Source organism: Bacillus marasmi, assembly GCF_902168435.1.
Taxonomy (GTDB): Bacteria; Bacillota; Bacilli; order Bacillales; family Cytobacillaceae; genus Bacillus_BU; species Bacillus_BU marasmi.
In genome coordinates this window covers 85,896-99,693 of the sequence record NZ_LR656167.1, presented here as the reverse complement: position 1 = coordinate 99,693, position 13,798 = coordinate 85,896, and the positions used below count along the sequence as shown (strand labels likewise).

The window sequence follows — 13,798 nt, the reverse complement described above, 5'->3', positions numbered from 1 at the left end:
AAAGAACCCGCACAAATTGACGGGTTTTTCCTATGTAATAAAAACTTAAAAGAAATAAGAATATACAGTTAAGACGGCAATAGAGCCTAGTACGACCACAATCACATTGGCACCGAACCAAGCGATAATAAAAGCAGCCCCCGCTCCAAGCAATCCGTACCAAATATCATCCTGAATTAATAAAATTCCTGGAAATATAAGCGCTCCTAACGTGGCATATGGAACATTCCGCAAAACACCTTGTAAAAATGGAGGGAGCTGCTTCCCTTTAAATAAAACAAACGGGAGCATTCGTGGGATAAAAGTGACTAGCCCCATTCCGATAATCATCCAGATTAAATTATTCAAGGCCTCTCCCTCCCTGTCTCAGCTTGAACGAATTGACCATTTCAATTAAAACTGCAGAAAGAAGTGTGGATGCAACAATCGACCACCCGGTAGATAGCCACCCACTAAGCGTGAAAACAGAGTTAAAGCATGCCGCCAAAACAGCAAGTAAAATAACCTTCACGCTTTTCTTAAGAGATGGTACTAGCAGTCCAACAAACATCGCATAAAGTGCAACAGACATACTTTCCTGAAGTGTCTCGGGCAAAGCAGCACCAATTACATATCCAACTCCTGAATTAATAACCCAACTCAAATAGGCTATTGAGGTAAGACCAAACATGTAACGTGCTGATACTTTTCCTTCATTTGTTGCTGCAACTGAAAATGTTTCATCCGTTATCCCATAGGAATAAACTATTTTCTTACTAATGGAATCATCTTCGCTCATTTCATTGAGCGACGCAGACATAAGAAAGTGACGAATGTTGACAATGAATGTTGTCAGGATAATCTCAAACGCCCCGGTTCCAAGCGAAATTAAATTTAATGCTATGTATTGCGACGCCCCCGCATACACGAATATACTCATCGATAAAGTTTCAATAAGCGTTATTCCTGTTGTTTTGGCAAGTAGTCCAAACGTTAAAGCAATTGGTAAATAACCTATCGCAATGCTCAATCCCGACTGTAAGCCCTTCTTAAATTCCGTTGAAGGTTTATTTAACACGATTTCTTCCAAGGTCTTTCTCACCACCTATTAATATTGCAAAATACTAAACAAAACAATTTAATTGAATAATACAAATAACATACGCATTGTATTATATTATATACAAGTGAATACTATCCATGTCTAGCAAAAGGTTTTATCTAATCCTAAAAAAACAGAAACATTTACCATTGTCGATTTTACAAGATTAACATTTTTGTAGAAGAATTTGTCCAATTGAATTTTCAAAAGGCTCCCCCTTCAATTCGGCAGGATGCACTTTGAAGTTTTATAAAAATAAAAACTATCAAAAAATATTGACAGATTGAACCACCTTTGTTAAATTATTTTTAAATAATAAATTCAATGACGAGAAGAGTAAGTTTGGATTGCTGTTCCAAAGAGAGTCGGCGTGTGGTGAAAGCCGATGTTCAGTACCTTTCTGAAGATCATCTCTGAGATGCAAAGCTGAAAATATAGTAAGCTTTGACGGGTTTTCCTCCGTTACTATGGAACACGTATGATGGTACGTTGATCTTGAGAGCCGCATGTTTTGTGTTGATGCGGAATTAGGGTGGTAACGCGAGCACAAACTCGTCCCTTGTTATAGGGACGGGTTTTTTTATTTTTCCAGGAAAACACCAGCGTCCATTAGCGTTGGGTGATTCGTCATTGATTTATACGGAAAAATATTACTAAAAAGGGAGAGTTTGTAATGAAAAAAGTTGATAGTTTATTTATCGGTTTGATGTTATTTTCAATGTTTTTTGGGGCCGGAAACTTAATTTTCCCTCCTTTTTTAGGAGCTCAGTCGGGCACCTCTTTTTGGATGGCAATGGCAGGTTTTATTATAACTGGAGTTGGACTCCCACTTGCTGTACTAATAGCTATTTCGCTTGTTAAAGGTGGAATCACAGAGATTGGAAATCGTGTTCATCCTGTATTTAGTACAGTGTTCATGGTGATTGTTTATTTATCAATTGGGCCATTCCTAGCAATACCCCGAAATGCCAATGTGGCGTTTGAAATGGGCGTTGTTCCTTTTATCGATGCATCCTGGGATTTAACACTAGTATTATTTTTATTTTCAGTAGTCTTTTTCTTATTGGTTTATGTAATTAGCTTAAACCCAGCAAAAATGGAAAAATATATGGGGCGCTGGATTACGCCGACTTTAGTTTTAGCCATGATTGTTTTATGTGTTGCTGGCTTTTTGAAGTTAGACGGAAACTTGACCGCGCCAGTTGGTGATTATCAAGCTGGAGCATTTTTTAAAGGCTTTTTAGAAGGTTATAACACAATGGATGCCCTAGCATCCTTGGCATTCGGTATCGTAATATTAACAGCAGTGAAACAAAAAGGTGTAAGTGACAGCAAGCTGTTGACGAAATATACATTTAAAGCATCTCTCGTTGCTGGTGTTTTACTCGCTTTAGTGTATATCAGCATCGGCTGGATGGGTGGTAAAATGGCCGCAAGCGGAACATATGAAAGTGGGACCCAAATTCTTGCTTCTGCAGCTACCATGTTATTTGGCAATAGCGGGACAGCATTGCTTGGATTTATTTTCACTTTAGCCTGCTTTACAACTGTGGTCGGATTAACGACCGCCTGTGGACAATATTTCTCTAATTTGCTTCCAAAATTGAGCTATCGACAAGTTGTTTTAGTAGTCACTTTAGTTGGATTTACCCTTTCAAACTTAGGCTTAAGCCAAATCCTTAAAGTATCAGTACCGTTTTTAGTAACAGCTTATCCACTAACAATTGTGTTAATCATGCTAACCTTTTTCAATCACTTTTTCAAAAATTCACGTGTGGTATACGGAAGTGCCATGTTATTTACTGGTGTTTTCGCTGTACTTGGAGGATTAGCAGCAACAGGGATGGAACTTGGAGCAGTGCAATCCTTAAGAAATGCTCTACCATTTTCCGCTGTAGGACTTGACTGGATTATCCCAGCAATCGTTGGTACCGTCATTGGATTGGTAATAAACACCCTAACCAAACCAGCACTAAAAACTTCCGAAACACTGACAGAATAACGCGTTGAAGCGGTGGGGGACAGTCCCCCACCGCTTCAACGCGTTAACCTATCATGATTTTTTCTTCTACGTATTTATATGGTGGTTTTTGATTTACTTTAGCTAAGGCAAACGCGATAGTAAGCGGCCCAACCCTACCAACAAACATAAGAATAGTTATAACCAATTTCCCAATTATACTAAGATCAGGTGTAATCCCTAACGACATCCCAACCGTTGCGAAGGCTGAAACAACCTCAAACAGCAGGACATTTAATGGAGCATTCTCTGTTATCGTTAAGATAAATAGCGTAAAAAACACTACAGCGGTTGAGTATACAGTAATCGAAAATGCTCTAAAGATAATTTCCTTTGGAATCCGCTTTTCCAAAATATTGACATCGTCTCTACCTCTGATTAAGCTCCAAACCGCGAGGAAGATAATGAAAAATGTTGTCACTTTAATTCCGCCAGCCGTTCCTCCCGACCCCCCACCAATAAACATGAGTAGTATCGTAACGAATTGGGAACTTAAAGTGAGTTCCCCCATATCCAAACTATTAAAACCTGCTGTTCTTGGGACAACACCATGGAAATAGGCATTAAGTAGTTTATCTTTTAACGAAAGTCCTCCCAGTGTACCGGGATTATTGTATTCTAGTATGAATATCAAGCTAGTCCCAAAGAAAACTAATATGATTGTCATTATCAGGACTAATTTTGAATGTAAAGATAATTTTTTTAATGATTTTTTTCTAAGACAATCTAAAATGACTGTATACCCGATTCCACCAATCATTAACAGTAAGCTTACTGTTGTTAGTATCGTAATATCTGAGGAATAGTCAGTCATACTTCGGAAATCCCCCATGATATCAATCCCAGCATTATTAAAAGCTGAGATTGAATGAAAAACACCATAATATATGGCTTTTGGCCATCCAAAGTCACTTGCCCAGCGAATGGCCAATATAATTGCTCCTACTCCCTCTACTAAAAAGGTGAAACCAATAACAAATTTAACTAATCTAACCATTCCCTCCAAGGAAAGCTGATTCAAAGATTCCTGAATCATCAATCTGCTTTGCAGACCAATATTTTTCCCAAGGAACAGTGCAATAAGGATTCCAAAGGTCATAAAGCCCAGCCCACCCACTTGGATTAACAACATCATCACAATCTGACCGAAAATCGTAAAGGTTGTTTCCGTATCAACCACTACTAGACCCGTCACACAGACTGCGGTTGTAGCTTCGAACAAAGCATCAACAAATGCTAAATGATGACGGTCCTTTGTCGCAAAAGGCAGCATCAACAGCAAGGTTCCAAGAGCAATTAGACATAAAAATCCAATTGATAAGGTTTGGGCAGGATTAAATTTAATGAGTTTAACAGTTTTTTTATACAATATCCCCATTCGAGTAATCTCCTGATATCAATATGCAAATACATTCCTTACTGACGCCATTTTAGCAGATGCATGTTTTTTTCTTTGAACCAATCTTAGATTTCGCTTCTACCTTTTTAATATAATCAGTCGCGATAGGCACTTTACATGCGGTTTGACCAACATTGACCTGGACCTTGCCAATTTGACCTGCAACTCTCATCGCATCCTCATACAGTGGAACAACGAATGATCCAACGCTAATGACGAATGTGTTCATATTATATCGAACGCGATTCTTTTCTGAATGAATGGTTTCAGCGATGACATCTAATAGATGCTTAATCTCTTCTAAATCTAAATTTTCATCTGGTGTAATCGAAAGATAATTGGCATACGTACTCCATCCGCAACATGCAATCATTTCTTCGTCTGATTTCATCCACTCCCGTGCCAACTCAAGGGCATAGTCACTTTCAGCTGCAACGCCTGCCACAGTATATTCAGCCGGCTGATACCAATACGCTTTTTGAACCCAATTATGTAAATCTTCCTTCGTCATCAGCTTAGGGTTAATTGATAGCCCTGCCAAATACATCGCATCAGAATTTCCAGTTTCATATAATGCCAGCGCTAATCCATGGTCCTTTTTCACATATTTCACAAGTTTTTTTAAATCGCCAATCTTCACACCAAAGAACGGCTCTCTCGCACCATGATTTATTAACGTATTTTTTGTTTGCTCCGAACCCAATTCTGCAAGCTTCGTCATGATTTCTTCTAAAGTCACCTAGCAACACCTTCTTCCGTAATGTGAGAGTAATAATTATTAATAACTTGCTCTATTCATTTCTTCATCTTTTTCCAAAATCCCTTCATTTCAAACAAACCCTATTTGTAAAACGACCATGTCTCCGTATTTTCCTTCTAGTAAAAGAAAAAGCTAATAGAAACTGATGAAAGAGTTGAGTGACTAATGAAAAAGCATTTAATTTTTTTCCTCATATTTACAATGGACTTTTGGTTTGCATCAACAGTACAAGCGTCTAATGCTCCACTTCAAATAGCATTTGAAAAAGACGGCTTTCTTTGGATTGAAGTCAATGGGACGCAGGAAAAAATCACAACAGAATTAGCTGTATTCCCATATCCTCCCCAATGGTCCCATGATGGGAAATGGCTCTTATATCAGAAAAAATTGAACGGAACACCAAACTCGAACATAGAACCACAAAATGAACTTTGGGTATATAGCATCGAGACTAAACAACATAGGAAAATATTTTATAATGGAAGGAACCCTAAATGGTCTCCAAATCAAAATATCGTTGCATTTACTGACAGAGGCGTTTTAAACATTTCTGATTTGGATCAATTTTATAATATCTCTTTAGGGGTCGACGACTACAATTGGTTCCCTGACGGAAAGTCGTTTATTGTTTCTTCAGGTGCCACCTTGCGCCCTGATGGCTGGACGAATCCAATTCTGTATAAGGTGGCTGTTCCAAAGATCCTCAAAAGTACAAACCTAATGAGCGGACAACGCTTTTTTATCATTCCTAAAGAACTTTCTAAAAAGGATGCAAATGTATTATCAATTAATGTTGGTTCGTTTGCTTTTTCCCCAGATGAAAAATGGTTATCCTTTATTGTAAGCCCGACGGCATCCATGTCAATGGATAGCAATATGCTTTGTCTACTGTCATCTGATGGAAAATATTTTGAAGTACTCGATGAAATCATTCTACATCTAGACGAACCGCAATGGGCCGTTTCGAAAAATTTACTAGGATATATCGCTGGTGGCGGAAGAATCGTATTTGGATTTAAAAATAAAGATTTGAAAGTGACTGAGCTTCCTGCACTAAAAACAATTGAACTGACACCACCTGATTATGCTGAAATGGGTTTTACATGGGTTGGTGATGTTGGGGTTGTCGTTTCTCGAGTGAAGGAGGCAGAATGGTCGAATGATCCGAAAAAACGACCAAATGCATCGTTATACTCGATAAGTATTAGTGATGGAAAGCAAAAACGAATCTCAAAACCAGTTAAAGGCTTTGAAGATGTTCAACCTAGATATGTACCTGCAACAAACCAAATCACCTGGCTCAGGAGAAAAGAGTCCGCATTTAAAGGTGACCTCTGGATTGCAAAACCTGACGGACAAAACGCCAAGCTCTGGCTAAACAACATCGGCCACTACGCCATTTTCACACACTAAAGCAATGGGGGACAGTCCCCCATTGCTTTAGTGTGTGAAAGAATTGCTTTATTTCTCAACTCCCTTAACAAAACACGCTTTGACACTGTCGATAACATTTCTCCAGATTTCGGGGTCAGAAGTTACCTTATTTCTAAAATCACGATACATATTTTTTTGCTTCTCTTCAAAATCGGGTGCTTCTGACGGAGGAAGCTCAGCTCTTAAAGCCATTACTAAATCCTGAACCTCATTTGCCCGTGGTCCCCAAACCGCTACTTCCGCTCCACTCTCATCGATGAAAATAAAAATAGGAATAGCTCTAGATGTCCCATTTGTTAAATATTGATCCATTAACTCTAAATTCTCATCACGAATTAGATAGCGTAGCTCTATTTTTCCTTCCTCTGCAATCCTTTGAATAACAGGAACATTAAGTGCTGCATCCCCACACCAATCTGCTGTTAGGACAACACCTCTCCAATTCCGTTTGGCCAAATCATGAAAGAAATCTAAATCATTATGTAAAAATCTTAATTCCTCATAAACATGATTAAGCTGCTTTACATTCACTTTCATACCAGCACGATACTCATCAAAAGTCATTCCCTTTTCAAACCAAGTCGTTAACGACATAAAATCGCTCCTTTCTTTCAATCAACTATAACTATATTGCTTAACTTAAAATTTAACCCGTCCAATATATTTAATCAAATCACACGACTTATTCCTGGATTTACAGTAATGAAAGAAGAATCCAACCATTGTTTATGATAAAATAATGAAATTATCAAATATCCAGTCCAAGAAAATTCAAATACAACGTAATACAATAAAGAGGTGTCTATATTGTCTGCCCAAAATAAGAGAATGAGCAGCGCTCAATTCGTTAAGAATTTCGCTGGAATTTTCAAATGTCCTGTCTGTGGTTGTACCATGGATGTCGTAGAGTTAAAGAGTTTAATTTGCCAAAACAAGCACACGTTTGATTTTACAAAGCAAGGTTATCTTAATTTGACAACCCATCAAATTAAGACGAAGTATGATAAACAGCTTTTCGAAGCCCGAAGAAGACTAATGGCTGAGGAGGGTTTTTTCAATCCATTAATCGAATCAATCGAAAACATTATTAATCGGGACGGATTTGATCATAAAGTAATGATACTCGATACAGGCTGTGGAGAAGGTACGCACCTTTCAAGCATTTGTGAGGGAGTCTCTACAACAGCAATTGGTGTTGGCATTGATATTGCCAAGGAAGGAATCATCGCAGCTGCCAAAAATCATGCAGAGAAGATTTGGACTGTTGCCGACTTAGCTAATACACCATTTCAAGAGCATCAATTTGACGTTATCCTTAATATTTTATCCCCTTCAAACTATGCTGAATTTAATCGGCTATTAAAAAAAGACGGATTGCTCATTAAAGTTGTTCCTCAAAGCAGCTATCTAAAAGAGTTAAGGCAAGCCTTCTATCATGAAACTGATAAAAAAACCTATTCAAACTCAGATACCATCGACCGCTTCAACGAAAGATTTCAATTGCTAGATTCATTAAGGCTAACCTATTCTGTGAACCTAGACAAGACTTCACTGGAATCGTTGATTCGAATGACACCTTTAACATGGGATAGAACCGATGAGGAAGTTCAAGCGTTTTTAGCAAAAAATATTTACGAGATTACCGTTGATTTAGAAATCTTAATAGGCAAAAAAACTTCTAAATAAAAACAGGCATCGGCAAATAATAATTGTCGATGCCTTTCTTGTATTAATTGTATACAATCTATCCAATCAAAAATCCAAGTTTTCCGAGTTGCTCCGCTTTTTCTAAACGGTCAAAAGCTTGGTCAAATTGCTCCAATGGATACATTTGATCGATTACTGGACGTATTTGGTGTTTTTCGATAAACTGAAGCATTTCAATATACTCCTCACCACTGCCCATTGTTGAACCGTAGAAATTAAATTGCCCATAAAAGAAACTTCGTAAATTGATCTGTACCTCATCACCAGTTGATGAACCAAATGTAACAATCGTGCCTCCTTGGCGGAGCTGTGCTAAAGATTGATTAAACGTTGCGGGACCAACGCAATCGATGATTAGGTCCATTTTCACACCTTCAAGTGCTTCATTCCAATCCCCATTACTATCAAACGCTTTATCCGCTCCAAGCTCAAGTGCCTTCTCACACTTGTCCTTCGAACGAGACGTTACGTAGACCGTTGCGCCAACTGCTTTTGCAAACTGCATCAACAATGTAGCTACGCCGCCACCAATCCCTGGTATTAATACATTCATGCCAGCTTTTATTTTCCCACGTGTAAATAAGGCGCGGTAGGCGGTTAAAGCAGCCAGAGAAAGTACTCCTGCTTCTTCCCAAGTTAAATAAGCTGGTTTTTTAACAGCATTTTCAGCAGGGACAACAACCTTCTCAGCAAAGGTACCGTGAAATGGCAATCCTAAAATTTCAAATCCTGGGGGTGGAGCATCACTATTTTCTTTCCATCCTAAGCTTGGGTTAATGATCACCTCATCACCAACCTTTATGCCTTCAACACCATCTCCAACAGCATCAACAATTCCTGCCCCATCCGAACCTAATATTAACGGAGGGTCATTTGGCTGATGACGCACTAGCGAAAATAAATCGCGGTGATTCAGGCCAGCTGTTTTAAGCTTGACTCTTACTTCGCCAGCTTTTGGCTCAATTTCTTCAAATTCTCGGTATGTAAGCCCTTCTAATCCAGTTTTTCCTGCGTGCACAACAGCTTTCATCCAATCACTCCAATGAAATTTCTAAGTTAGATTTAGTTACTAAAATACGCAACCAAAACAATTATATTATTTCTAACGCTACTCTTGTTATCTTTTTCTTTACAAATTCTTTTTATTACTTTTTACCAGAGTGTAATATTTCAAGCATTACTAGGAAAACTTAACGGTTAGGAGGTGTTAAGAAATGGCAGGTCATGATCCTTCACACGGAACACAAAGGCAATTAGTAAAACGAAAAATCTCCAAGCATTTGTCAGCAGATTTGCAAGAAAACCTCGATAGTTTGCATGGAATGTTTGATTTATGTAATGATTTGATATCTCATTCTACAAATATAAACCACTTTTCGTGTTGCTTAATTTATCTAAACGATATGGTTAGTCGTGAAGCAATGCAAAGAATTGAAACAAAGCTAGCACTTGGCAACGATGCAATCTCTAGTCAAGGCGACATTTCCAAATTTATTTACCAGAGATTTGCTTATAGTCTTTTAATGGAGGTCAACTCGCTTGAGACTGTTTCTGAACACCTATTAGAAGGAAATGCTGTGTTAATGGTCAACGAAGTAGAATCTGCATTTATCTTTAATACAAAGGCCGATTTAGGCAGACATATTAGCACTCCTGAAACTGAGCAAACTGTCCGAGGTCCTAAAGAGGGGTTTGTCGAGGACCTTCAAAAAAATGTGATGATGATTCGAAAAAAACTAAAAACATCAGCTTTAAAAGTTGAAAATTCAACTATAGGAAAACAATCGAAAACAAAGATTAGCGTAATTTACATTCACGGAAAAGCAAGTCACGAAGTAGTCGAAGAGGTTCATCATCGTTTATCACAAATCCAAACTGATAGTATTCTTGACAGTCATTATGTGGAATCTATGATAAAAGATCAGCCAAGGTCACCTGTTCCAACCGTTTATAGTACTGAACGTCCTGATCACGTTTGCGGAAGTCTGTTAGATGGAAAGGTTGCCATACTTGTTGATGGTTCTCCATTTGCCCTTACAGTTCCAGCTCTCTTTGTGGAATTCCTTCATTCTAGTGAGGATTATTATGACGGAGCATTTGCGGCAACCATTATTCGGTGGATTCGGTTTCTCGGTCTGTTTGTCACACTCATACTTCCAGCCTTTTATGTTGCGCTTGTTTCTTTCCATCAAGATTTACTCCAAAGTCCCTTTATCATTAGAATTGCTGCCAATCGCGAGGCTCTTCCCTACCCTGTACTACTTGAAGCACTTTTTATGTATCTTACTTTTGAATTACTTCGGGAAGCAGGTCTTAGAATGCCAAAACCCTTTGGCGGGCCTATCGTTACGATTTTAGGACTGGTTCTAATTGGTCAAGCAGCTGTTCAAGCAGGTATTGTGGGACCAATACTTGCGATAGTTGTTTCCGTGACTGCACTTACATCATTTATTTTGCCTAATTATGTGTTTCATCAAACTATCCGCTTTTCTGGTTTGCCATTGCTTCTGTTAGCTGGTCTATTTGGATTTATGGGGATAATTGTAGGACTCATGTTTGGATTAACATATTTAGTCAGTATCCGCTCGTTTGGCACCCCGTACTTCTTTCCTGTTTCACCGGCACGAATGGAAAGATGGAAGGATGTGTTCGTACGGGCACCATGGTGGGCAATGGATTCGAGGCCAATTGGATTTGGAACAAAATCTAGTTCAGATACAGAGGCACCTTCATTTAAAAAGGAGAAGGATGAAATATGAGCAATCTCTTTTCCGGGAAAATGATTCATAAACTTTGTTACATCCCTTTACTCTTCTTCATTTTACTTTTGTCTGGCTGTTGGAGCTCAATTGAAGTTCATAATATGGCCATTACAAATGTATTAGGAATTGATATTAATGAGGCTGGCGAATACGAAGTAACAGCTGCAATTGTTAGACCTGGAGCACTATTCTCACCTGCTATGACAGAAAAAATGAGTGATGATCATCAAAATAATTTTATATTCCAGACAGCGACTGGAAAATCGATTTCTAAAGCTTTGTATCAGCTATCAAACTCAATTCCTGAAAAAGTCTATTTAGGACATATGAATATATTATTGATCAGTCAAAAAGTTGCGCAAAAGCGAATGCAACCAACCTTAGACTATTTTCAGCGTGAAACTCGATTTCGGCCTAATATTAAATTAATCGTGACGAAGGAAAAGGTTAGCGAAATCATTAGAACCGCCCCAGAATTTAATGCAACACTTGGTCTTGAAATTCTCGATTTTACAAAAGCAGGACGGAATATCAGTGCAAATATGATATCTGATTTAAGCCAGTTCATGAAGTCCTTTACGAGTAACACTACCGACCCAGTTACCGGTGTTCTCTCGACAGCCAAAAATATCGGAATTGCTGCAAATGGCGAGAATCATACTCTTAATAAAGAATTAAAAGATAAAGTTTCTGTAGCTAGTTTAGGTGGAACCGCGGTTTTCAAACATGGGAAATTATATGGTTTTTTAAATGAAAGCGAAACACGTGGATTGTTATGGGTTCGTGGAAATGTAAAAAACGATATCATCGTGTTAAATTGCGGCACTAACCCCAATGAAAATGTCAGTATCATTATCCGTGATACAAAATCACAACGTATTCCGGATCCGACCAATCCTGCGGATAAGCTAACCTTAAAAATAAACGTAAAGGCTGACATTAATGAGGTTAACTGTCCAAATATGAAGCTCGATAGTGAAAACATTGATGAGTTAAATCAACAACTCGAAAAATTCGTTACTAAGGAAGTTAAAACTATCCTAACAAAGGCCCAAAAACAATGGCAGACAGATGTATTTTCCTTTGGAGAGGCAATTTATCGAAAAAACCCAAGGGAATGGGATAAAATTGCGCCTAACTGGCGAAAAGACGGACTAAAGAATTTACACATTAGATTACAGGTTCAAACTAATATATCTCGCTTTGGTCTCCATAAAGAACCGAGTAAAGCATACGAATCGAGGTAAGTTATGAAAATATTACTTAGTTTAGTCCTTATCTTCTTAATTTGCATATCATCAACGACAAACTGTTATTTTTTGATTAAAAATAAAGACTATCGTACGTTTAAAGTCGTTGTAAGCATTATCAGTCTCGCGGTTGTTTCTGGTATATTATTAATTTTTGAAATCAAAGGATATTCCATTGCTAGTATATTTAATGGCCTAAGTCAGCTTGTTAAATGAATGGAGGCATCATCAGTGATAGAGCATGGTCGAATCAGTAATACACAAGCCGCAATGTTAGCAATTACCTCCCTAACGATTATTGGTCATTTAATTGTATTAACAGTTATTTTTTCACAAAGCAGACAGGATGGCTGGATTGCCGCTATAGTTGGCACAATTTTGGGCTTAACAGGCATCTTTTCATTAGTAAAGCTAGCACAATACTTTCCTGGACTAACTTTAATTGAAATACTATTTATGCACTTCTCTTGGGTCGGAAAATTACTTGGAATCCTTTATCTAGGATACTTTTTTATCATGGTTACCTTGGGGACAAGATTGTTTGTTGAAGCTTATTCGAGGATTTTGCCTGAAACACCTTATTGGGCATTTGTTTCTATCATTCTCCTGTTAACAACTTTTATCGTTTCCCGAGGCCTAGAAACTTTAGGGAGATTAAATCAAATTATGCTACCCGTTTTAGTTATTGTAGCTATATCAGTTGTTTTCTTAACTATAGGAAAAGAAAAGGATTATTCAAATCTATTGCCGATTTTAGGAAATGGGCTTCGACCTGTGGCGCTTGGTTCATTATCTGTCATGGGATGGTTTGGAGAATTTGTCATCATGGGGATGATTCTTCCGTATGTACAAAGACCGGAAAAGCTCGGGAAAACAGGGCTATGGACAGCTATAATTACACTCATCTTTTTCCTAGGACCAATTACAGGACCAATCGCATTATTCGGTCCAGTAGAGGCTGCAAAAATGGCCTTTCCAACCTTTTCTGAGGTTCGCTATATCACTAGTGGAGATGTGATTAATCGGTTTGATACAATTGCAATATTGTTTTGGACGGTTGGTTCGATGATACGAATTTCTGTCTTTTTTTACGGACTCAGTTTAGGGATCGGACAAATATTTAAGTTATCGAGCTATCAGCCACTTGTTGTTCCCTTAGCATGGCTAATTGGTATTGGCTCCTTGTTTTTCGCAAAGAACTATGCCGAATTTAATGAGTTTTTATTTCAATCCTACGTACCAATGAATATCATTATGGGCGCAGCCATTCCGATCATGCTCGTTTTTTTAACCTTAATCTTTTTTCGAAATAAAAATAGAAATGCGACACCATAAGAAAAACATGCATCCGATATTTTGGATGCATGCATTTTTTTCGGCTGTGT

General features: G+C 38.1%; 12 protein-coding genes and 1 other annotated feature. Of the genes, 6 read left to right on the top strand and 6 right to left on the bottom strand.

Annotated features, from left to right (window positions below):
- Positions 1 to 45: 45 nt before the first annotated feature.
- On the bottom strand, positions 46 to 330 hold the full coding sequence (locus FXW34_RS06435; RefSeq protein WP_147533357.1) for an AzlD domain-containing protein: 285 nt from the start codon (positions 328 to 330) through the stop codon (positions 46 to 48).
- Positions 331 to 340: 10 nt separating this feature from the next.
- Complete coding sequence (locus FXW34_RS06430) at positions 341 to 1,069, bottom strand: AzlC family ABC transporter permease (RefSeq protein ID WP_147533147.1); 729 nt, start codon at positions 1,067 to 1,069, stop codon at positions 341 to 343.
- Positions 1,070 to 1,396: 327 nt separating this feature from the next.
- Positions 1,397 to 1,644, top strand: a binding site (T-box leader).
- A gap of 110 nt (positions 1,645 to 1,754) precedes the next feature.
- Between FXW34_RS06430 and brnQ the strand changes: the two genes are divergently transcribed.
- Complete coding sequence (gene brnQ, locus FXW34_RS06425) at positions 1,755 to 3,083, top strand: branched-chain amino acid transport system II carrier protein (protein ID WP_147533146.1); 1,329 nt, start codon at positions 1,755 to 1,757, stop codon at positions 3,081 to 3,083.
- A gap of 43 nt (positions 3,084 to 3,126) precedes the next feature.
- Here brnQ and FXW34_RS06420 read toward each other — a convergent pair whose 3' ends face one another.
- Together FXW34_RS06420 and FXW34_RS06415 are read right to left on the bottom strand one after the other, a co-directional pair.
- On the bottom strand, positions 3,127 to 4,479 hold the full coding sequence (locus FXW34_RS06420; protein WP_147533145.1) for a TrkH family potassium uptake protein: 1,353 nt from the start codon (positions 4,477 to 4,479) through the stop codon (positions 3,127 to 3,129).
- A gap of 52 nt (positions 4,480 to 4,531) precedes the next feature.
- Positions 4,532 to 5,239, bottom strand: a complete 708-nt coding sequence (locus FXW34_RS06415; protein WP_147533144.1) for a DNA alkylation repair protein — start codon at positions 5,237 to 5,239, stop codon at positions 4,532 to 4,534.
- Between the two features lie 186 nt (positions 5,240 to 5,425).
- On the opposite strand from FXW34_RS06415, the gene FXW34_RS06410 reads away from it, so the two are divergent.
- Entirely contained in the window at positions 5,426 to 6,673 is a 1,248-nt protein-coding gene (locus FXW34_RS06410) for a TolB family protein (protein ID WP_147533143.1), read from the top strand.
- 48 nt (positions 6,674 to 6,721) lie between these two features.
- Here FXW34_RS06410 and FXW34_RS06405 read toward each other — a convergent pair whose 3' ends face one another.
- Positions 6,722 to 7,288 carry a thioredoxin family protein gene (locus tag FXW34_RS06405; RefSeq protein WP_147533142.1) on the bottom strand — a complete coding sequence of 189 codons (567 nt, stop codon included), beginning with the start codon at positions 7,286 to 7,288 and terminating at the stop codon, positions 6,722 to 6,724.
- 204 nt (positions 7,289 to 7,492) lie between these two features.
- On the opposite strand from FXW34_RS06405, the gene FXW34_RS06400 reads away from it, so the two are divergent.
- The gene (locus tag FXW34_RS06400) at positions 7,493 to 8,380 is read left to right on the top strand and encodes a methyltransferase domain-containing protein (protein WP_342780678.1); all 888 of its coding nucleotides are present in this window, start codon (positions 7,493 to 7,495) and stop codon (positions 8,378 to 8,380) included.
- Positions 8,381 to 8,438: 58 nt separating this feature from the next.
- Here FXW34_RS06400 and FXW34_RS06395 read toward each other — a convergent pair whose 3' ends face one another.
- Positions 8,439 to 9,431, bottom strand: a complete 993-nt coding sequence (locus tag FXW34_RS06395; protein WP_147533141.1) for a zinc-binding dehydrogenase — start codon at positions 9,429 to 9,431, stop codon at positions 8,439 to 8,441.
- A 184-nt stretch (positions 9,432 to 9,615) separates the two neighbouring features.
- Between FXW34_RS06395 and FXW34_RS06390 the strand changes: the two genes are divergently transcribed.
- From FXW34_RS06390 to FXW34_RS06380, 3 genes are all read left to right on the top strand, one after another.
- Positions 9,616 to 11,160 (top strand): spore germination protein, encoded by a 1,545-nt coding sequence (locus tag FXW34_RS06390; RefSeq protein WP_147533140.1) that lies wholly within the window; start codon positions 9,616 to 9,618, stop codon positions 11,158 to 11,160.
- Complete coding sequence (locus FXW34_RS06385; RefSeq protein ID WP_147533139.1) at positions 11,157 to 12,410, top strand: Ger(x)C family spore germination protein; 1,254 nt, start codon at positions 11,157 to 11,159, stop codon at positions 12,408 to 12,410. Before FXW34_RS06390 ends, FXW34_RS06385 begins: the two co-directional genes overlap by 4 nt.
- A 234-nt stretch (positions 12,411 to 12,644) precedes the next feature.
- Complete coding sequence (locus tag FXW34_RS06380; protein WP_187118856.1) at positions 12,645 to 13,748, top strand: GerAB/ArcD/ProY family transporter; 1,104 nt, start codon at positions 12,645 to 12,647, stop codon at positions 13,746 to 13,748.
- Positions 13,749 to 13,798 lie beyond the last annotated feature (50 nt).